Raw genomic sequence first — 20,176 nt, forward strand, 5'->3', positions numbered from 1 at the left:
ACCCATGACGAACCCGGCCGAGAAGCTCGTCGACCTGCTCGACCTGGAGCAGATCGAGGTCAACATCTTCCGTGGCCGAAGCCCGCACGAGTCCCTCCAGCGGGTCTTCGGCGGCCAGGTGGCGGGCCAGGCGCTGGTGGCCGCCGCCCGCACCACGGAAGGCGACCGCCCGGTGCACTCGCTGCACGCGTACTTCCTGCGCCCGGGCCGGCCCGGCGTACCGATCGTGTACCAGGTCGAGCGGGTGCGGGACGGACGGTCGTTCACGACGCGCCGGGTCACCGCCGTGCAGCAGGGCCGCACGATCTTCAATCTCACCGCCTCCTTTCACAAGCCTGAGGAAGGTCCCTTCGAGCACCAGCTGCCGCCCGCTCGCAAGGTCCCGGCTCCGGAGTCCCTGCCGACGGTCGGCGACGAGATCCGGGAGCACCTGGGCGAACTGCCCGAGCAGTTGGAGCGGATGGCGCGTCGCCAGCCCTTCGACATCCGGTATGTGGACCGGCTGCGCTGGAGCGCCGAGGAGGTCAAGGACGCCGAGCCGCGCAGCGCGGTGTGGATGCGCGCGGTCGGGCCGCTCGGGGACGACCCGGTCGTGCACACCTGCGCGCTGACCTACGCGAGCGACATGACCCTCCTGGACGCCGTCCGCATCCCGGTCCAGCCCCTGTGGGGCCCGCGGAGCTTCGACATCGCGTCGCTGGATCACGCCATGTGGTTCCACCGGCCGTTCCGCGCGGACGAGTGGTTCCTGTACGACCAGGAGTCGCCGATCGCGACGGGCGGACGCGGTCTGGCTCGTGGCCGGATCTACGACCTGGAGGGACGTCTGCTGGTGTCCGTCGTCCAGGAAGGGTTGTTCCGGCCGCTGTAGGTCAGGAGCTTCTGCGCCGGAGCCAGCCCAGCAGGCCGCGGGTCGGCTCCTCCTGGGGCGTCGACAGGTCCCGCGGCTGGGTGGAGGCTGTCCGCCGGGCCGTGGGACGCGGCGCGGGCCGGAACCTCCGGGCGTCCTCCAGGGCGCGGGTCAGGTCGGTCCTGAGCCATTCGATCTCGTCCGGGTGGTCCGCCGTCATGATCTTCTCGATGAGGTGCGCTGCGGGCGATCCCTGTGCCCCCTGGGCCGGTGGTCCCGGCCGAAAACGGCCCAGATGGGATCGCTCGTACGGGTCGGGGACCAGCTCCGCGATCTGGACGGGGTCGAGGAAGGCGGCGAGGGCCCCGGCGCTCTCCCAGGGGTCCTCGGCGAGGCGCAGGAGGAATCCGCGGTGGCGCCCCCGCCAGTTGCGGGCCCGCAGGTCCACGCCCGCGTCCAGCATGTCGCGCAGCCCTTCGGGCATACGGCGTGCGGTCAGCAACGGGGTGTTCTCCTCGACTGCCGTGAACTCCTCGAGTTCTTCGGCGAGATACAGCCACACCACGGCGCGGTACCTATTCAGATAGAAGCTCACCGGCGAGAACAGGCCCAGACGGGCCAGGCGGGTGAACCTGCCTGCAGGGATGTCCATGACCTTCGCGCCCTCGGTGGTGCCCACGACCCGCACGCGCTGAAGCAGCGAGTCGGGAAAACCGTCCGCCGCCCGCAGCCGGTCGATCTCGGAGCCGGTGACGCGTCGCCCCCCGCCTCCTTCATCGGGCACGGTCCGGATCTGCCCGAGGTGCACCGCGAGGTCGAACTCGCTTCGCTTGAGGCCCAGTTCCCGTGCGGCTCGGCTGGGTGTGTGCGCCTGGTGAACGCGTTGGGTGATCAGGCTGCCCGACATGGTCGCTCTCCCCGTGGAGTCATCGCTCACGCTGTGTGCGCTCGCCGTGACAAAAACCGTAGCCGGTGGGGCGAGATGTGTGGCAAGCCTGTGGATAACTCCTCGTGGACCGAAGAAAGCGCAGGTCAGAGGTCAGGATCCGGGCTCCGCTCGGGCCGGCGGGCGTCGACGTCGAGGTGCTCGCCGACCCTGTTGACAAGCAACGTCATCTCGTAGGCGATCTGGCCGATGTCGGCGTCCGAGCCACTGAGCACGCACAGACAGCTGCCGGTGCCCGCCGCGGTCACGAAGAGCACCGCGTCGTCGAACTCGATCATCGTCTGCCGTACTTTGCCCGCGCCGAAGTGGCGTCCCGAGCCCTTGGCCAGGCTGTGCAGCCCGGACGAGACGGCGGCGAGATGTTCCGCGTCCTCGCGGCGCAGCCCTGTGCTGGCGCCCGTGACCAGCCCGTCGTTGGACAGCACCAGCGCGTGCCGCACATGGTCGACGCGCTCGGTCAGATCGTCCAGCAGCCAGCCGAGCCCCTGCTTCTCCGGCATGTGTCCCGTCTCCCCGTGTGACGTTTCCTCCTGCCCGGAGGATCTCCACACAAGCCTTCCCCACGGCCGTCAACGGGGCAAGGAGAATGGGGACATGGCACAGAAGATGACCGATGAGGAATGGCGGGAGTTCGTCTCGCACGGCACCCGCACCGGCAAGTTGTCGACCGTCCGGGCCGACGGGAGCCCACATGTGGCACCGATCTGGTTCGTACTCGACGGTGACGACGTGGTGTTCAACACCGGCAAGGCCACCGTGAAGGGGCGCAACCTGGCGCGGGACGGACGCGTCGCCCTGTGTGTGGACGACGACCGGCCGCCCTTCGACTACGTGGTGCTCCGGGGCCAGGCCCGGATCTCGGAGGATCTCGACGAGGTCAGGCACTGGGCCGGGCGGATCGGGGCGCGGTACATGGGCGAGGAGCGGGCCGAGGAGTTCGGAGCCCGCAACGGCGTTGCGGGAGAACTCCTCGTCCGCGTGAAGATCGACAGGGTGCTGGCAGAGAAGGCCGTCGCGGAGTGACGTGTCGGTGAGTGGGCCCCCGCCCTGATCAGCCCACCGAGTCGAGCAGCCGGGCGGTGTGCATCCGCCCGGCGTACTCGACCAGTCGGATCAACACCTCCTTGCCCGAGTCACGGTCCCGTGCGTCGCACAGCACCACGGGTGTGCCCTGGTCGAGGTCGAGAGCGCGCGAGACGTCGTGGGCGCCGTAGGTGCGGGCACCGGCGAAGCAGTTGACGGCCACCACGAAGGGGATGTGCCGGTGCTCGAAGTAGTCCACGGCCGGGAAGCAGTCCTCCAGGCGCCGGGTGTCCGCGAGGACGACGGCGCCCAGGGCTCCTTGCGACAACTCGTCCCACAGGAACCAGAAGCGGTCCTGCCCCGGGGTGCCGAAGAGGTAGAGGGACAGGCCGGAGCGGATGGTGATGCGTCCGAAGTCCATGGCGACCGTGGTGGTGACCTTCTGGTCCACGCCATCGGTGTCGTCCACCAACTGGCCAGCCTCGCTGAGCAGTTCCTCCGTGCGCAGTGGCCTGATCTCGCTGACGGCGCCCACCAGGGTGGTCTTGCCCACGCCGAACCCGCCGGCGACCAGTATCTTCAGCGCGAGGGCGGTCGTGTCGCCCTGGGCGTCGGAGTTCTCGGAGACCATCGATCACTTCTCTCGGGAGGGCCGGCAACGGGCGGCGACGTCGGTAGGGGGTCGCGAAGTCAGCATCATGACAACTGGAGCTCCGCTGCGAGTGGTTGGACCGCTTATTGCCCGTTGTGACCGACTCGCTTCCGATCGGTGTCGCAAAGGGTGCACGAGTCGGTGCCGTACTGGACCGCGGTGGTTCTGAACGTTCATCTACAGCGCCCGGAGCCCTTCGATCACCTCGCGCAGAATCCGTTCGTCGGGCAGCTGCGCGGGGGGCACCGGGCGGCTGACGGTGACACAGCCGAGTTCCAGGAGGTCTCCCAGGAGCACCCTGACCACGCCCACGGGCAGGTCGGCGCCGGCGGAGAGTTCCGCCACCGACTGCGTCTCCGTACGGCACAGGTCGATCAGGGCACGGTGTTCCGGCCCGAGCGCCGTGTCGTCGCCGGCTCCGGGTGCGCCCACGTCCAGGGTGACAAGGGCGATCAGGTCGAAACGCACCCCGGTGGGGCCGGGTTTGGTGCGTCCGCCCGTCATCGCGTAGGGGCGGACGAGGGGCCCGGCCTCGCCGTCGTACCACTGGCTGCCCGGTTCGTACGGGACGCCCTCCATGTCCTCGGTCATCTGAGCCGACCGCCCTTCCCTCTCATCCTGCCGCGGGGGGCCGCGCGCCCACGCGCGGTGCCGTGTAGAGGTGCTCGCCGACCCGCTTGACCAGCCGTGCCATCTCGTAGGCGACCAGGCCTATGTCCGCGGTCGCGGCGGTGAGGACGGCGAGACAGGAGCCGTCTCCCGCGGCGGCCACGAACAGGAACCCGTCGTCCATCTCGACCATGGTCTGGCGCACTCCCCCGGCACCGAAGTGCCGGCCCGCCCCCTTGGCCAGGCTGTGGAAGCCGGAGGAGACCGCGGCGAGGTGTTCCGCGTCCTCGCGGCGCAGGTCCGTCGAGGCCCCCACGGCGAGGCCGTCGTTGGAGAGCACGACGGCATGCCGTACCTCGCTCACCCGCAGCACCAAGTCGTCCAGCAGCCAGTCGAGTTCGCCGGACCTTCCCCACTCTCGGTTTCGCTCGCGCGGGGGGACTCCCATGTCGGCCCTCGTGCTCGGGTCCTGGATCATCCTCGGTCTCCTTCGCTGCTGTCTCTGCCCGCTGGGGAATCAGGGGTGGCACCGCGGCCGGGCTGCCTGCCGCCGCCGCGCGCCCAGCCGTCCCGGTACGCCGCCATCCGGTCCCGGACCATCTCGGGTGTACGGCCGTCGTCGTCCTGGTCGGCGGCTGCCGGGGCCGGTTCCTCGGAGCGCTGTTCGCGCAGCTGGGGAGCGAGGTGTGCCTGTCGTACCCGGCGGGGGAGGTCGTCGGACTCCTCGGGCTCGTCGGGAGGGCGGTGCAGACGCAGGGCGGTGACTCCGGAGGGCGGTGTGTCGGTCGTTCCCCGGTCCGGCGAGGCCGTCAGGGGGGCCACCAGGGCGGGCCGCTCGGCCGGGGCGGGGACGGACTCCTGGTCCCGTTCGGCGGCGGCCACGCGCGCGTACTCGCGTTCCGTGAGCCGTTCCCGGTCCGCGGCCTTGGCGGGTGAACGTTCCGCCGCCTTGATGTGCAGCAGCGCCGTGGGCAGCAGGACGACCGCGGTGGTACCGCCGTAGGGCGAGGTGCGCAGGTGCACCTTGATGCCGTGCCGGGCGGCGAGCCTGCTGACCACGAACAGACCGAGCCGGTCGCTGTCGAACAGGTCGAGTGCCTCGGACTGCTCGATGCGCCGGTTGGCCTCCGCGAGGGTCTCCTTGCCCATGCCCAGACCGCGGTCCTCGACCTCGACGGCGTAGCCGTTGCCGACGGGTTCGCCGGTGACCCGCACGCGTGTGTGGGGCGGTGAGAACTGGGCGGCGTTCTCGATGATCTCGGCCAGCAGGTGGGTGAGGTCGGCGACCGCCGCGCCGACGACGGAGGCGTCGGGCAGCTGACGCACCTCCACGCGCGCGTAGTCCTCGACCTCGGAGACGGCCGCGCGGACCACGTTGGTCAGCGACACCGGCATGCGCCAGGCGCGGCCGGGTGCCGCTCCGGAGAGGATGATCAGACTCTCCGCGTGGCGACGCATGCGGGTGGTGAGGTGGTCGAGCCGGAAGAGATCGCTCAGTTCGTTCGGGTCGTCGGAGCGGCGCTCCATGCTGTCGAGCAGGCTCAGCTGGCGGTGGACGAGGACCTGGCTGCGGCGGGCGAGGTTGACGAAGACCCCGGAGATGCCGCTGGCGAGTTCGGCGCGCTCCACGGCGGCCCGCAGTGCCGCGCGGTGCACGGTGGTCAGGGCCTCGGCGACCTGTCCGGCCTCGTCCTCCGCGGGCGGCCCTGGCGGGGCCTCGGACTGGATGTCGATCTCGTCGCCGGCCCGCAGCCTCCCCATGGCCTCGGGCAGCTTGCGGCGGGCGATCTCGAGGGCGCTGTTGCGCAGGCTCACCAGCTCGACGACGAGTCCGCGCCCGATACGCACGGAGATGACGAGCGACGCGGCGACGGCCATCAGACCGAGCAGGACCGCGGCGCCGGCCGGGGTGAGCAGCCCCCGGGTGAACGGGTCGGCGCGGTGGGCGACACCGCTGCCCGCCGCCTGTTCGACGGTCCGCATGCCGCTCTGCACACGCGTGTGTGCCGCCTGCCAGGTGGCCTCCGGCGTCGACTCGACGGCGCGGGCACCGGGGGCGGCCGCGAGTGTCCGGTCCTCGGCGGCGGTCACGGTGGCGTACGCGCCGCTGTCGGCGACCTTCTGCCAGGCGGCGCGGTCGGAGCCGCGCAGGTCGGCCACGGCGCCCTCGGTGAGGGCCCGGCGGGTGTCGACGGCTCCGGTGAAAAGGCGCAGCCGCTCACCGGCGAGAACGCCCGACAGGCGCGCGCCGGCCAGCACGACGTCCTCCTGGGCCAGCGACTCGCGGGCGCGGGAGAACTCGAGCAGCACGCGCGCGTCGGAGCCGAGGTCGGCGTCCTGGATGCCGGTGAGGGCGCCGCCCACCGCGAAGGCACCGGCGATGGTCCTGGTGTAGCGACCGTACGTCTCGTCCCATCCGGCGCTGCGGTCCAGAACGGCGGTGCGCACGGAGCGCAGTTGTTCGGCGCCGGTCACGAAGACCTCGAGCCGCTGGGCGACACCGGCGGGCAGTTCTTCGCTGTCGGCGACGGTGTTGCCGTCGCCGAGCCGCAGCCGCGCCACGGCCTGGTCGGTGCGCTCGGCCAGCTTGCGGAGATCGTCGCTCTGCGCGGCGGACGGGTCGGTCGCGTAGCGGACCGCGGCGGCACGCTCCGCCTGGAGCGCGGTCACGGCGTCGGTGACGGGAGAGCGGACGGCGTCGTCCACCCGCTGCAGCTGGCGCAGCCGGGCCACGTCCTGGGCGGTGGTGACCGTGGCGTACGCCCAGAGGGCGAGCAGCGAGACGACGGGCACCATGAGCAGGCAGACGATCTTGGCGCGGACTGTGCGGGGGCGTATCCGCCAGTGCCCCGTGCGCACGGGTATGTCTTCCGGCAGGGGACCCGCCGGGTCGTCCGGGCTTTCTTCGGCCGGTCGTCCGGCATGTGCGCGTCGCCCGCGCGCGGGTGTCTGGAGCGGCGTCTCGGCGCCGTCTGTGGGGGTCCTACGCGGTGTACGCATGGCCTCCTCGCTCGGGAGAGTGGTTCGGGGGCGTGTCGTCGGGCCGTCCGGCCCGGATCCGCCGCTAGGAGGGGATGCTCTCGACCGCGCGCTGGGCCGAGGCGGATGCCTCGCGCTCCCCCGTCGTGGGCGACAGGGCGACGAAGGCCGAGGTCAGGAACAGGTAGGAGCCGAGGCCGACGGCGAGCGGGAAGATGAACTGCATCGCCGTGGCCCCGGGCAGGACGGCCCCGGAGGGCGAGACCCGCACACTCACCGCGAACATCCCGGTGTAGTGCATGCTGCTGACCGCGGCGCCCATGATGAGGGAGGCGATGGTGACGGCGACAGGCGACTTGATGTTGAGCGCCGCCCACAGGGCCGCCGTCGCCGCGACGACGGCGATGAGGACGGAGAGTCCGACCAGCACCGGGTCGTAGTCGACGTCGCCGTGCAACCGTACGGCCGCCATGCCCAGGTAGTGCATGCTCGCCACGCCCAGGCCGGTGGTGAGCCCGCCCAGGAAGAGCGCGCGGGCCCGGTCCCGGCTGTAGCCGACCGCGAAGACCCCTGCGGAGACGACGACCATCGCGACCAGGAGGCTCGCGATGGTCAGTGGTACGTCGTAGCGGATGTCGGTACCGCTGACGCTGAAGCCGAGCATGGCCACGAAGTGCATGGTCCAGATGCCGGTGCCGATGGCCGAGGCCGCGGTGATGAGCCAGTTGAGGCGCGAACGCCCGGTGGCACCGAGCGCGCGGACGGTACAGCGCAGGCCGAGCGCGGCGCCGATACAGGCCATGACGTACGAGAGCGTGGGCGTCAGCCAGCCCAGGGCAGCGTGGTCCAGGTGTCCCATGGCCAAGGGACGCTAGTGGGGGCAGGGGCGCACAAAGAGGGCGCATTTCGAAAGGTGTTGGAATATGACGCAGAGATGCATCTGAACGATCGCGTCACGCTCGAACGTGTGCGCACGGGCCCTCATCCGTGTCGGTGAGGGATCATGCGGAACATGAGCGACGACCACACACATGTCCAGGAGTTCTTCTCGGCCCGAGCCGCCGACTGGGACAGCCGGTTCCCGGACGACGGTCCCGCCTACGCCGCCGCGGTCGCGGAGCTCGGGCTGCGCGTGGGCGACCGCGTGCTCGACGCGGGCTGCGGCACCGGACGGGCCCTGCCGCCCCTGCGTGCGGCCGTGGGGCCCTCGGGAGTCGTCGTGGGGGCCGATCTGACCCCGGCCATGCTGGAGGCCGCCGTACGGGCCGGACGGAATCGGGACGGGCAGCTGCTGCTCTCCGACGTGGCCGCGCTGCCGCTCCGCTCCCGGTCGCTCGACGCCGTCTTCGGAGCGGGCCTGATCTCCCACCTGCCCCGGCCGGCCGAGAATCTGCGCGAGTTGGCCCGGGTGGTGCGGCCCGGCGGCGTCCTGGCCCTGTTCCACCCGATCGGCAGAGCGGCGCTCGCCGCACGCCAGGGGCGCCGGATCACCCCGGAGGACCTGCGCGCGGAGTCCAACCTCCGTCCTCTACTGGCGGGTTCGGGCTGGCGCATGGCGTCGTACGCCGACGAGGACGCCCGCTTCCTGGCCCTGGCCGTCCGCGAGGACTGACCTGGCTCACTCCGTCCCGGCGACCACCGCCACGAAGGCGTCGGGGTTGTCGAGCATGACGTTGTGCCCCGCGCCGGGCACGGTCACCACCCGCACTCCTGCTGCCTCCAGCGTCCGTCGCCCGTCCAGTTCACCGCTGAGCTCGCCCTGGAGATACACGCGGTCGATGGACAGCCCTTCGAGGATCGCGCGCATCATGGGCGCCGATCCGCGCCTGAGCCCGGTCGCGCTGCGGTGCAGGGCGCGCGGGTCGGCCAGCCGCATGGTCGCCGCCCACAGGGGGCCGACCTTCTCGAGCACGCGCGCGTGGGCGCCTGCGACGAAGTCGTCTTCCTCATAGGCGTCGATCCAGGTGCTGCCCGCCGTAGCGGGAGGCGAAGCGTCGAGGTTGGCCTCGGTGAGGACCAGCCGGGAGACGAGCTCGGGCCTGCGGTGGGCGAGCACGAGCGCGACCGACCCGCCCATGCTGTGCGCGACGAGCTCGACCCCGGTCAGATTCGCGGCGTCCAGAGCGGCGGCCAGGGCGTCCGCGTGGTCCTCCAGCGTGTATCCGAAGTCCTCGGGGCGGTCGCTGACCCCGTGTCCGGGCAGATCGACGAACAAGCTGCGCCGACCCGCGAGTTCGGGCCGGGCCGCGATGTGCGCGTGATAGACGGTCGAGATCGATCCCAGCCCGTGCACATACACGCGTGCCGGCTCCTCGCCGGGCGTCTCGGTCCAGCGGATGCAGCTTCCCTTGCCGTCGAACTCGGCCTGCCTCATGGTGCCCTCTCTCTGTGCGTCACCGAGGACAATACATCGTCACCGATGTATATCGAAGAGGAGGTAATACGGCAGGGATGTACAGCGCCGATGCGGCAGAATGCGTGCATGCTGGAGCTCGCCATCCTCGGATTCCTCTACGACACCCCGCTGCACGGTTATGAGCTGCGCAAACGCATCACAGCGCTGGCGGGTCACGTGCGGCACGTGGCCGAGAGCACGCTGTATCCGGCGATCAAGCGGCTGGAGAAGGCGGGGCTGCTGGCGCGCGCCACGGAACCTGGTGCCGTGGCCGCGCCTCGCCATGTCCTGACGCTCACCGATGAAGGCCGCCAGGAGTTGCGCCGTCGGCTCGCCGAACCGGCCGCGCGCGACATCACCGACGAGAACCGGTGGTTCACGGTCCTCGCCTTCCTCCGGCACCTGGACGACGCCGGCGCGCAGGCGGCCGTACTGCGACGCCGGCTCGCCTTCCTGGAGGAGCCGGCGAGCTTCTTCTACGAAGGCGACCGGCCGCTGCGCGCCGAGGAGTTGGACGATCCCTTCCGGCGCGGTGTGCTGACCATCGCACGCGCCACCTCCCGGGCCGAGCTCAGCTGGCTGCGGGAGACGATCGCGTCACTCGACGGGGCTTCTTCGTAGGCGTGGCCCAGCGCCGGAGGATCGGCACCGAATCGCACAGCCCCGAGTGAGCTGATCACTACGCCCGGGACCCGGACTCCTCCGGTGTCGCGGGCGGCTCGGTGGGCGTCGGCGAGGGTGGCCGGAAGAGGACGGCCCGGGCGACGGGCGGAGCGAACAGGGCGGTGACGGGCGCTGAGAGGGTCAGCACGGCACGGAAGGCCCGCCCCACGACAGGGTCGCCCGGGGCCCGCTCCTGGACGCGGCTCAGGTACCAGCCGGCGACCTGGTCCGCGGGCCCACCGTCGGTCGCCGTGCCGACCGCGCCCGGCATCTTGCGGTCCGCCCCGGCGGAGATGTCCCACGCCAGCCGGGACGCCGCAAGGAGCGCCTGCTGCACGCGCCGTGTCGTAGGTGTCCGGCGCCGGTCGGCCAGCGCGTCCCGCAGGGCGACCGCGGTCATCGCGGCAACGGCCATGCCCTGCCCGTAGATCGGGTTGAAGGTGCACAGCGCGTCGCCGGTGGCGAGGAATCCTGCCGGATGGCCGGGAAGGTCGTAGCGGCGGCGGATGTTCGCGGTGCGTCGGAAGCCGAAGGCCGGGGAAAGCGGTTCGGCCTCGTCCAGCCACCGGTGCAGGAGCGGATGCGGCAACCTCTTGGCGTACGTCACGAACTCGTCGTCGTTCGTGGGCGGTTCGTCACCGCGCAGGCCCGAGACGATCACCAGGTGGCTGCCGTCCTCCAGCGGCAGTGCGCCACCGGCATGCACCTGCTCGGGGTCGGGATAGGCGTAGTAGCCGCGGGTCTCGCCGTCGAGGACGCCGTTCGTGCCGCGGTAGACGCGGGAGGCGTAGGCGAGTCCCGTGTCGATGGTTTCCTCCTGCGGGCCCTCGGCGCCGATCGCCGCAAGCCACTGCGGAGCCTTCGTCCCGCTGCCGGAGGCGTCGACGACCAGATCGGCCTCCAGGGGCCGGGACTCCGCACGGGCGTCGCCGGAGCGGTCCCGCACCAGCACACCCCGCACCCGCGAGGCATCACCGAGGAACCCGACGACATCGGTCCCCTCCAACACGCTGATCACCGGGTTGGCGAGAACCCGCCGCCGCACCAGGCCCTCCAGCTGCGCACGGGAGCCGGTGTAGATGTGTGTCGTCGCGGGCAGCCGGCGGAACCAGCGGCCGGTCTGCCACATCACCATGTCCGACGGCATGCCGACCCGAGGCGCGCCCGCCTCTTGCAGCTCCGCCAGGAACCCCGGCAGGAGCGACTCCATGGCCACCTGCCCGCCCTGCAGCAGGACGTGCGGATGCCGGCCCTGTGGCACACCGGGCCGCGGCTCGGGGCCGTCCGGCAACCGGTCACGCTCGACGACGGTCACCCGGTCGGCGTACCCGGCCAGGACGTGCGCCGCGAGAAGCCCTGCGAGGCTCCCGCCCACGACGACGGCGTGCCGACCGCCCCGACCGCCGCCTGCACCCCAACGGCCCTTCCCTCCGGCAGAGTTCACCGAACCACTCCCCTGGTAGCCATGTCGTGAGAAGACACAAGTATCCAGCCCCGCAAAACTGGTTGACCGTTTTCCGGCCCTTCCGGGCGTGATGAGTTCGACCGCTCCGGGCCGTCGGCTCCGTCGATCATCCGGGTACGCCGCAACGGGCGGAGGCCGACAGGCGGACTGAGGCTTCGCCGCCCCGTCCCCTTCTGCGGGCAGGGCTCCAACCTTACGGTGAGTAGCAGAAGACGCACGTTCGGCAGGACCACGTCACTCAGGGGGAAGGTGGTCGGCATGTGGGGCAGGATCCGCAAGTCCAGCGCCAGATTCGTCAATGCGTTGCGCACCGAGGCGCCCACCGGCCGGGAAGGCCGCACGCACAATCTGTTCGAGGCCGCCGCCGCGTACGTCTCGGCCTGCGCGGAGGACGATCAGGACCGGATCGACGAGGCCTCGGCCTGGGTATCGCCGGAGGCACTGTCGTTCGGGGTCAACGAGCTCGCGTGCCGGGCCGTCATCGCCCTCGCGCGGGAGCGCGACGAGTCGCCGCGTACGGTGGCACGAGCGCTCCTCGGACTGCCGACGGCCTGACCGGCCGGCAAGGGATGGTCGATTCGCCCCGTCCAGCCGGAAAACTGCAGCTCCGGGTGTGCTTGGGAGTCGTGACAAGGGCCTTCCGCGCACACTAGGGTGCGCGCCGTTGGACGAACCGATGGGGAGGCTGGGATGGCCGGGACGGACGAGGACGCCGTCGCCGCTGCGGACGACGCGCTCTATGTGCTGACGGCGGTGCTGCTGACGCCGGCGAAGTTCCCGAGCGTGCTGGGCGACGACTATCCGGAGGCCTGCGCGGCGCTCGGTCTGGCACCGCTGGCGGACGGGTACGGTCTGGTGTTCGGCCAGGACGGCGGCGGAGCCCGATGGACGGTCGTCATCGACGACGTCTCACTGGTCGCCGTCGCCATCGCGTCCTGGGACTGCGGCATGGAGTACGACCTGTCGCCCGACGAGCACACGGTCGTGGCCGCGCTGCCCGGCTGGCCGCTCGCGCTCGCCGTCGCGGCGCCCGGCGTGCCGGCGCCGCACGACCCCGATCCCGAGACCGCCGACGGCCCGCCGCTGACACCGCCGGACACGTCCACATGGGGATCCGCCCAGCGGCGGCTGGGCGCCGATGAGATCGCGCTCCAGTGGGCGATGTGGCGGGAGCAGATCGACGACGCGGCCTTCCCGAGCCCGAACGGCGGGCCCACCGGGGGTGACAAGGCCGTGGCCGGCAAGGTCTCCGACGGCGAGACCACGGACCGCGACGTCCCGGAGGACAAGGCCACGGGCGACGAGGCCTCGGACAACGAGAGCTCGGGAGAAAGAGCCGCGGGAGACGAGGCCGCGGAAGACAAGATCTCGGGCGGGGCCGAGAAGGAGGCCCGCAAGGGCCACAGCGGCATCCGGCGTGTCCTCGCGGAGGCCCGCGCCTACGTGGATTCGCCGCCGCCCCTCGGGCGGGTCCGGTCGTCCTTCGCGTCGGGCGACGCGCGGACGCTGCGTGCCGACGGTCCCGGCTGGTCACTGGTGGCCAGGACCGACGACATCGCGTTCGTGCTGCTCGACGACGAGCCCGGGGAGGTCCTGCCGGTGGGCCGGGGCCCGGAGCTGCCGGGGCTGCTGGAAGCGCTCGACAAGATGGCCGTACGTCCCAGTTGAGCCGCCGCGCCGCACCGTCCGGGCCTGTCGTGCTCCCGGCCGGTGCGGGTGGGTCAGCGGCCGAGTTCCTTGCGGGTGGCGCGGCGCAGCCGGCGCCGCTGCGAGGGGTCCAGTGTGAGGTATGCGGCGGCCGGGACTCCCAGGATGATCAGGACTGAGGCCCACCAGGGCAGCCAGAACAGCAGGAGCAGCCCGACCGCCACTCCCCCTGCGGCGATCTTCGCGTTCTTCGACATGTGCGTCGCCTCCTTCGCGGCGGTTGCCGCTCTCTGTCCAGAGAAACGGGTCCGCGCCTCCTGCAGTTCCGAATCGCGACCCTGAGACATCCCTGAGACCTCGCCCTGAGACGCCCCGGAGGCACGCGCTTCCTAGCGGGCCGCCCGCAGTGGCTCGCCCACCTCGTGCATGTGGCTCAGGGCCTGTCGGTAGGAGTCGACGAGTCCGGTCTCCGTATAGGGGATACCCAGATCCCGGCAGTGGGCGCGCACCAGCGGCTGTGCGAGGCGCAGATGGGGCCGGGGCATGCTGGGGAAGAGGTGGTGCTCGATCTGGTAGTTGAGGCCACCGAGGAACCAGTCGGTGAGGATGCCGCCGCGGACGTTGCGGGAGGTGAGCACCTGGCGGCGCAGGTGGCCCCAGGACTCGCCGTCCGGGTCCGGCATTTCCATGCCCTTGTGGTTGGGGGCGAAGGCCATCCCGAGGTGCAGGCCGAACAGCGCCTGGTGGATCACCGCGAAGGCCAGCGCCCTGCCGGGGGACATGGTGGTCAGCAGCAGAGTGGCGTAGGCGGCGAGATGGCCCACCAGGAGGGCGCCCTCCTCGGCACGCTCCCCCGGCGCCTGCCGGCGCAGGTCCCGGAAGCCCTGGACCTTCAGGGCGACGCCTTCGAGGAGGGTGAGCGGGAAGAACAGCCATGCCTGATGACGCGTGAGCCAGCGCCTGAAGCCGGTGCGCCCCTTGGCCTGTTCGCCGGTGAAGACGAGGACGTCCGCAGCGACGTCGGGGTCCTTGTCGATGTGGTTGGGGTTGGCGTGGTGGCGATGGTGTTTATGGTTCCACCAGGAGTAGCTCATCCCGAGCAGCAGATTGCCGTGGACAAGACCGATGGCGCGGCCGGCCGCCTTGTCGCCGGTGATCTGCGCGTGGCCCGCGTCATGGCCTATGAAGGCGGTGCGGGCGGAGAACACGGCGAGGAGCGGGGCCAGCAGCAGGGTCCGCCAGGAGTCGCCGGACAGGGCGACGGCGGTGACGACACCGGCGAGGGCGAGCGCGTTGACGGCGATGGCCCGGGCGTACCAGCCGTGGCGGCGGTCCATGAGGCCCTGGCCCTTCACCGCGCGCAGGAGGGGTGCGAATTCGCTTCCGCCGGGCGGGGAGCCGGACGTACCGCGCGGGCGGGGTGCGACGGTTGCGGTGCTCTGCGGCATGTCCGGGCTCCGGCTCTCTCAGGAAACGTGCTGACCTGAGGAAACGTACGGATGGGTGACCGGTCGCGACCATGCGGCAACCCCCCGTCTCCGTGCGGGGGGCAGCACCGGCCGCACAGGGGGGTTGACAACACCCTGGCGTGAATGTGATACAGGCCCCTCCACGGTGGGGCCGAAAGGTGATGTACCCTCGGGCACTCCCACGAAGTAGTCAAGTTTGAGGAGCCCCGCGATATCTGTCCAGAGGTTTCCCGCGGCATCACCGTCCGAGATCTCCGAACTGGCTTTGTGCTGTGCCGTGTTCGCGCCCGGCGACCCGGCCCGCACGGGCAGTGTCGCCTTTTGGCGGCCCGACGGCGCTCCTCCTCCCGCTGTCGCGGCAGGGACGATCGAGGATCTGACGCTCGTGGTGCCCAGCGACGGCGGTGTGGATCTGGTGAGCCTGCCCGCGGTGCTGCTGCCGGTCCGCGCCGCCCTTCCGGTCCTCACGCGTGCGCGTGCCTCCACGCACGGGCACCGGGCGGCCCTCTTCTGGGGTGCCGCCGCCGTGCTGGCCCTGCAGTGCGTAGCCCGCGGGCTGCTGCTGCCCGGGCTGTCCCCCGCCGACCACGACGCCTGGCGCATGGGTCCTCTGGGAGCGGCCGACGTCGAGCGTGTCCGCCGACTCGCCGCGGCGATGCCGCCCGAGGCGCACGCCGTACCCCTGAGCGCTGTCGAGCCGCTCCGGCTGCCCGACCCCGAACAACTGGTGCGCGCCTTCCTGGACGCGGTCGCCGACACCCTGCCCCGCTCCCCCGCGGCGCCCCTCGTGACGGGCGGACCCGCCTACGCCGCGCAGGAACCGCAGCACCTGCCCGAGCAGCGCGCGTGGGCGGCGGATGTCGCCGCGGGCCACGACGCGGGCGTACGCGTCTCGTTGCGCATCGAGGTGCACGGCCTGGCCACGGGTGAGGCGCCCTCCTTCCGGGCCGTTCTCCAAGTGCACAGCGTGAGCGATCCGACGGTCATCGCGGACGCCGCCGACGTATGGGCCGGTTCCACGGCCTTCGGCCCCCACACGCAGATGGACTGCCTGCTCGCGCTCCGCAGGGCCGCACGCGCGTGGTCCCCGCTCAACCCGCTGCTCTCGGCCACCGTCCCGGACGCGGTCGATCTCGCAGACGACGAGATCACCGATCTGCTCGGAGCGGGCGCACGAAGTCTCGCCGACCTGGGCGTCGAGGTGCACTGGCCGAAGGAGCTGGCCAGAAAGCTCACCACGCGCGCGATGGTCGGTCCGCCGGACGACAGCGACCGGATCGGGTCCGGCACTCCGTCGTTCCTGTCCGCCGACGCGCTGCTCGCGTTCGACTGGTGGTTCGCGCTGGGCGACCAGCAGCTCACGCGCGAGGAGCTGGACCGGCTCGCCGAGGCCAACCGCCCTGTGGTGCGGCTGCGTGACCAGTGGGTGCTGGTCGACCCGCACGAGGTGCGCCGGGCCCGTGCCCGGCAGGACCGCAAGGTGACCCCCGTCGACGCCCTGAGCGCCGCTCTGACGGGCTCGGCCGAGGTCGACGGCCGCAGGGTCGAGGTGCAGCCCACCGGGTGGCTGGCGGCGCTGCGGGACCGGCTGGCGGACCCGGAGGCGCAGGAGCCGGTCCCGCAACCCGCCGCGCTCGCCGCGCCCCTGCGGGACTACCAGCGCCGGGGCCTGAACTGGCTGGCCCGTATGACGTCCTCGGGACTCGGCTGCTGTCTCGCCGACGACATGGGACTCGGCAAGACGATCACCCTGATCGCGCTGCATCTGCACCGGCAGACCGACACCGCCACCGCCGGCCCCACCCTCGTGGTGTGCCCGACGTCCCTGATGGGCAACTGGCAGCGCGAGATCGAGAAGTTCGCACCGGGTACGCGTGTGCGCCGCTTCCACGGTCCGCGGCGCGAGCTCGACGGCCTGGCCGACGGGGAGTTCGTGCTCACCACGTACGGCACGATGCGCCTGGACGCGCCCCGGCTCGCCGAAACGGCTTGGGGGATGGTCGTGGCGGACGAGGCGCAGCACGTGAAGAACCCGTACTCGGCGACCGCCCGGGAACTGCGCTCGATCGGGGCACGCGCACGCGTGGCGCTCACCGGAACCCCGGTGGAGAACAACCTGTCGGAGCTGTGGGCGATCCTCGACTGGACGACTCCCGGTCTGCTGGGCCGGCTCGGCGCCTTCCGCGCCCGGTACGCGCAGGCCATTGAGAGCGGTCAGGACCCGGCCGCCGCGGAACGTCTCGCCCGGCTGGTGCGCCCCTTCCTGCTGCGGCGCCGCAAGTCGGACCCTGGAATCGCCCCGGAACTGCCGCCGAAGACCGAGACCGACCGTGCCGTGTCGCTCACCCAGGAACAGGCCGGCCTGTACGAGGCAGTGGTGCGCGAGACCCTGGCCGAGATCTCCCGGGCGGACAGCATGGCGCGGCGCGGGCTGATCGTGAAGCTGCTGACCGGGCTGAAGCAGATCTGCAACCACCCGGCGCAGTTCCTCAAGGAGGAGAAGCCGAGGATCACCGGCCGTTCCGGCAAGCTGGAACTGCTGGACGAGCTCCTCGACACCATCGTCGCCGAAGGAGCGAGCGTCCTGGTGTTCACGCAGTACGTGCGCATGGCCCGGCTCATCGAGCAGCACCTCGCGGCGCGTGGCCTGCCGTCACAGTTCCTGCACGGCGGGACACCGGTCGCCCGGCGTGAAGCGATGGTGCGGCGGTTCCAGGAGGGTGAAGTGCCCGTGTTCCTGCTGTCGTTGAAGGCGGCCGGCACCGGCCTGAACCTCACCCGGGCCGAGCATGTCGTGCACTACGACCGCTGGTGGAACCCGGCCGTCGAGGCGCAGGCCACCGACCGCGCGTACCGCATCGGGCAGACGCGGCCCGTGCAGGTGCACCGGCTGATCGCCGAGGGGACCGTCGAGGACCGCATCGCCGACATGCTGCACCGCAAGCGGGAGTTGGCCGACGCGGTACTCGGTTCCGGCGAGGCGGCACTGACCGAGCTGACGGACGCGGAGCTGGCCGATCTGGTCGAGCTGCGAGGAGGTGCACGATGACCGGACACGACGGTGACGCGGAGCGCACGTTCGCGGCGCTGCCGCCCGCGCACGGGCGGGGTTTCGCACAGACCTGGTGGGGCCTTGCCTGGCTGCGGGCATTGGAGGACGCCGCGCTGGACTCGGGGCAGGTGAAGTCGGGCCGCAGGATCGCCCGCGCGGGAGCTGTGGGCGCGGTGTCGGTACGTCCCGGGCGCATCACGGCCGTCGTCCAGGACCGTGATCGCACTGCGCACCGCGCCGACGTTCTGCTGGCCGAACTGTCGGCCGAGCAGTGGGACCGCCTCCTCGACATGGCCGTCGAGCGGGCCGGTCACGTCGCGGCCCTGCTGGACCGTGAGATGCCGCCGCACCTGGTCGAGGACGCGGCGTCCGAAGGCATCGAACTCCTGCCGGGGCTGGGCGATCTGGAACCGAAGTGCGATTGCGGCGCCTGGGACCACTGCGGGCACACGGCAGCTCTCTGCTATCAGGTGGCCCGGCTGCTGGACCAGGACCCCTTCGTGCTGCTGCTGATGCGCGGTCGCGGCGAACACACCCTCCTCGAGGATCTCCAGGACCGCAGCGCCGCGCCCGTGGAGGAAGCTCCCGAACCGGAGGGGGTGGATGCCGCCGAGGCGTATGCGGCCGGCGACATCCTGCCGCCCCTGCCCGAGACGGCGGAGATGCCCGAGAAGCCCGGCTCGCCGCCCTCGCTGGACACCGAGGCCCCGCCCGGGCCGGGAGTCGACCCGGTCGCCGTCCGTCATCTGGCCGCTCGGACCGCCGTAGAGGCTCATCGGCTGCTCGCGGACGCTCTCCGTCGACCGTCCGAACGGCCCGCCGCCGTAATCGGGCTGACGGCCGCTCAGGATGCCGTACGCCTCGCCGTCGACGCGCCCGACCCGGCACTGACGGAACGGCTCGCCGATGGATCGGGGCGTGATCCGCAGTCGCTGGCGGAGGCCACGCGCGCGTGGCGGCTCGGTGGTGCGGAAGCGCTGTCGGTGCTGGAGGAGGAATGGGCACCCTCGGGCGACACACTCGCACGCGCGCGTGCCGCTCTGGACTCGGCCTGGGACGAGGACGAACGGCCGTCGCTCAGGGCAGAGGGCAACCGGTGGACGGCCGTCGACGCGCCGGCCCAGGTGCGCCTGGGACGGGACGGGCGGTGGTGGCCGTACCGCCAGGAGCGGGAGCGCTGGATAGTCGCGGGCCCGGCGGCCCTGGATCCGGCGACGGCTCTGTCCTCGGCGGAGCTCTCCTCAGCCGAACCGCAGCGGTAGTTCGGCCAGGCCCCTCAGGAGCGTGCTGCTGCGCCAGGTCAACGTGCCCGGGTCGGTCGCGAAGGCGAGAGCGGGCCGGTGGCGCAGCAGCAGGCGCAGAGCGACGGCCGCCTCCGCGCGGGCCAGCGGGGCGCCCAGGCAGTGGTGCGGGCCGTGGCCGAACGCCAGGTGCGCGCGCGTGGAACGCCGTAGGTCGAAGCGGTCGGGGTCGGGAAAACGCAGCGGATCGCGGGAGGCCGCGGCGAGTGAGACCTGTACGGAGTCGCCCGCCTGGATCCGGGTGCCGTCGATGTCGAGCGGCTCGGCCGCGAAGCGGAACGCGGTGGCGTGGACGGGTGAGTTGTAGCGCAGGGACTCCTCGACGGCCGGGCCGGTGAGGTCCGGTTCGGCGCGGAGCAGGGCGAGTTGGTCCGGGTGGGCCAGCAGCGCGTGGACGGTTCCGGAGATCAGGTCGACGGTCGTCTCGTGGCCGGCGACGAGGATCAGGAACGCCATGCCGAGGAGCTCTTCGGAGGTGAGGTCCGAGGCTGCCACGAGGTCGCCGAGCAGGCCTGTCGCCCGCTTTTCGCGTCCTCGGGCGAGCAGACCGGCGAGGTACTCGGTCAGTGACGCCGCGGCGGCGGTCGCCGTCTCGGTCGAGGCGGGCATGACGAGTTCGTCGGCCCAGGCGTGGAACACCGCGCGGTCGGCCGCGGGCACCTCCAGGAGGTCACAGATCACCGTGACGGGCAGTGGCAGCGCGTACCTGGCGACCAGGTCCGCCGTTCCCCGCTCCGGCAGCGCGTCCAGGAGTTCGAGGGCTGTGGCTTCGATTCTCGGTCGCAGCGCGGTGATCCTCCCTGCCGTGAAGTGAGCCGCCACCAGTCGACGCAGCCGGGTGTGCTGCGGAGGGTCGCTCTGGAGCATGTTGCGGCCGACGGCGTGTCCGCCGTCGCTCCGCCAGGACGAGGAATGCCGGATGTCGTTGCGCAGACGCGGGTCGGTCAGCGCGGCTCGCGCCGCGTCATGGGCGACGACGAGCCAGCTCTCACCGCTTCCGGGCACGAGGACGCGGTGCACGGCGCCCTTGGCCCGCAGCGCGGCGTAGACGGGGTACGGGTTCGAGGCGAAGTCATGGCCGTCCGGGGTCAGCTCCTCCAGAGTGGGCGCGGGCACAGTGGTTCC

20 protein-coding genes are annotated in these 20,176 nt (G+C 71.7%); 8 read left to right on the forward strand and 12 right to left on the reverse strand.

The genetic code is table 11. The features are described 5' to 3' along the window. Window positions 1-4: 4 nt before the first annotated feature. Entirely contained in the window at window positions 5-871 is an 867-nt protein-coding gene (locus RNB18_RS29655; protein WP_311717189.1) for an acyl-CoA thioesterase, read from the forward strand. A 1-nt stretch (window position 872) separates the two neighbouring features. Here RNB18_RS29655 and RNB18_RS29660 read toward each other — a convergent pair whose 3' ends face one another. Beyond that, window positions 873-1,757, reverse strand: coding sequence for a DUF6397 family protein (locus tag RNB18_RS29660; protein ID WP_311717190.1), 885 nt, complete (start codon window positions 1,755-1,757; stop codon window positions 873-875). Between the two features lie 125 nt (window positions 1,758-1,882). Beyond that, window positions 1,883-2,296: a roadblock/LC7 domain-containing protein gene (locus RNB18_RS29665; protein ID WP_311717191.1), complete on the reverse strand. Its 414-nt coding sequence runs from the start codon at window positions 2,294-2,296 to the stop codon at window positions 1,883-1,885. Between the two features lie 94 nt (window positions 2,297-2,390). Here RNB18_RS29665 and RNB18_RS29670 point away from each other — a divergent pair, with 94 nt between their 5' ends. Further along, the gene (locus tag RNB18_RS29670) at window positions 2,391-2,819 is read left to right on the forward strand and encodes a PPOX class F420-dependent oxidoreductase (RefSeq protein ID WP_311717192.1); all 429 of its coding nucleotides are present in this window, start codon (window positions 2,391-2,393) and stop codon (window positions 2,817-2,819) included. Window positions 2,820-2,847: 28 nt separating this feature from the next. Here the strand turns inward: RNB18_RS29670 and RNB18_RS29675 are convergent, their stop codons facing one another. The 5 genes from RNB18_RS29675 to RNB18_RS29695 form a co-directional block, all read right to left on the reverse strand. Then, on the reverse strand, window positions 2,848-3,450 hold the full coding sequence (locus RNB18_RS29675) for a GTP-binding protein (protein ID WP_266524313.1): 603 nt from the start codon (window positions 3,448-3,450) through the stop codon (window positions 2,848-2,850). Between the two features lie 198 nt (window positions 3,451-3,648). Next, window positions 3,649-4,062, reverse strand: a complete 414-nt coding sequence (locus RNB18_RS29680) for a DUF742 domain-containing protein (RefSeq protein WP_062047279.1) — start codon at window positions 4,060-4,062, stop codon at window positions 3,649-3,651. A gap of 22 nt (window positions 4,063-4,084) precedes the next feature. Further along, entirely contained in the window at window positions 4,085-4,558 is a 474-nt protein-coding gene (locus RNB18_RS29685; RefSeq protein ID WP_394817690.1) for a roadblock/LC7 domain-containing protein, read from the reverse strand. Then, window positions 4,555-7,080, reverse strand: a complete 2,526-nt coding sequence (locus RNB18_RS29690; protein WP_311717193.1) for a sensor histidine kinase — start codon at window positions 7,078-7,080, stop codon at window positions 4,555-4,557. The genes RNB18_RS29685 and RNB18_RS29690 overlap by 4 nt, the downstream gene beginning before the upstream one ends. A gap of 64 nt (window positions 7,081-7,144) precedes the next feature. Next, complete coding sequence (locus RNB18_RS29695) at window positions 7,145-7,918, reverse strand: MHYT domain-containing protein (protein WP_311717194.1); 774 nt, start codon at window positions 7,916-7,918, stop codon at window positions 7,145-7,147. 153 nt (window positions 7,919-8,071) lie between these two features. On the opposite strand from RNB18_RS29695, the gene RNB18_RS29700 reads away from it, so the two are divergent. Next, a complete protein-coding gene (locus RNB18_RS29700; RefSeq protein WP_311717195.1) occupies window positions 8,072-8,671 on the forward strand; it encodes a class I SAM-dependent methyltransferase in 600 nt (199 codons plus the stop codon). A 6-nt stretch (window positions 8,672-8,677) separates the two neighbouring features. On the opposite strand, the gene RNB18_RS29705 is transcribed toward RNB18_RS29700, so the two are convergent. After that, the gene (locus RNB18_RS29705; RefSeq protein ID WP_311717196.1) at window positions 8,678-9,433 is read right to left on the reverse strand and encodes an alpha/beta fold hydrolase; all 756 of its coding nucleotides are present in this window, start codon (window positions 9,431-9,433) and stop codon (window positions 8,678-8,680) included. A gap of 108 nt (window positions 9,434-9,541) precedes the next feature. Here RNB18_RS29705 and RNB18_RS29710 point away from each other — a divergent pair, with 108 nt between their 5' ends. After that, window positions 9,542-10,075, forward strand: a complete 534-nt coding sequence (locus tag RNB18_RS29710) for a PadR family transcriptional regulator (protein WP_311717197.1) — start codon at window positions 9,542-9,544, stop codon at window positions 10,073-10,075. Between the two features lie 58 nt (window positions 10,076-10,133). Here the strand turns inward: RNB18_RS29710 and RNB18_RS29715 are convergent, their stop codons facing one another. Then, window positions 10,134-11,492 carry an FAD-dependent oxidoreductase gene (locus RNB18_RS29715; protein ID WP_311717297.1) on the reverse strand — a complete coding sequence of 453 codons (1,359 nt, stop codon included), beginning with the start codon at window positions 11,490-11,492 and terminating at the stop codon, window positions 10,134-10,136. Window positions 11,493-11,840: 348 nt separating this feature from the next. Between RNB18_RS29715 and RNB18_RS29720 the strand changes: the two genes are divergently transcribed. Then, window positions 11,841-12,137, forward strand: a complete 297-nt coding sequence (locus RNB18_RS29720; RefSeq protein WP_311717198.1) for a hypothetical protein — start codon at window positions 11,841-11,843, stop codon at window positions 12,135-12,137. 135 nt (window positions 12,138-12,272) lie between these two features. Beyond that, window positions 12,273-13,250, forward strand: coding sequence for a hypothetical protein (locus RNB18_RS29725; protein WP_311717199.1), 978 nt, complete (start codon window positions 12,273-12,275; stop codon window positions 13,248-13,250). A 53-nt stretch (window positions 13,251-13,303) separates the two neighbouring features. On the opposite strand, the gene RNB18_RS29730 is transcribed toward RNB18_RS29725, so the two are convergent. Continuing rightward, a complete protein-coding gene (locus RNB18_RS29730; protein WP_311717200.1) occupies window positions 13,304-13,486 on the reverse strand; it encodes a hypothetical protein in 183 nt (60 codons plus the stop codon). A 132-nt stretch (window positions 13,487-13,618) separates the two neighbouring features. Continuing rightward, window positions 13,619-14,677, reverse strand: a complete 1,059-nt coding sequence (locus tag RNB18_RS29735; RefSeq protein WP_311717201.1) for a fatty acid desaturase family protein — start codon at window positions 14,675-14,677, stop codon at window positions 13,619-13,621. 280 nt (window positions 14,678-14,957) lie between these two features. Between RNB18_RS29735 and RNB18_RS29740 the strand changes: the two genes are divergently transcribed. Next, window positions 14,958-17,747 carry a DEAD/DEAH box helicase gene (locus tag RNB18_RS29740; RefSeq protein WP_394817696.1) on the forward strand — a complete coding sequence of 930 codons (2,790 nt, stop codon included), beginning with the start codon at window positions 14,958-14,960 and terminating at the stop codon, window positions 17,745-17,747. Next, window positions 17,744-19,012 carry an SWF or SNF family helicase gene (locus RNB18_RS29745; RefSeq protein WP_311717202.1) on the forward strand — a complete coding sequence of 423 codons (1,269 nt, stop codon included), beginning with the start codon at window positions 17,744-17,746 and terminating at the stop codon, window positions 19,010-19,012. Before RNB18_RS29740 ends, RNB18_RS29745 begins: the two co-directional genes overlap by 4 nt. Here the strand turns inward: RNB18_RS29745 and RNB18_RS29750 are convergent. Next, window positions 18,992-20,167 (reverse strand): cytochrome P450 family protein, encoded by a 1,176-nt coding sequence (locus tag RNB18_RS29750; RefSeq protein ID WP_311717203.1) that lies wholly within the window; start codon window positions 20,165-20,167, stop codon window positions 18,992-18,994. The two genes, RNB18_RS29745 and RNB18_RS29750, sit on opposite strands and share 21 nt — an antisense overlap. Between the last annotated feature and the right edge of the window lie 9 nt (window positions 20,168-20,176).

It is taken from the genome of Streptomyces doebereineriae (genome assembly GCF_031845645.1).
GTDB classification, from domain to species: Bacteria; Actinomycetota; Actinomycetes; order Streptomycetales; family Streptomycetaceae; genus Streptomyces; species Streptomyces canus.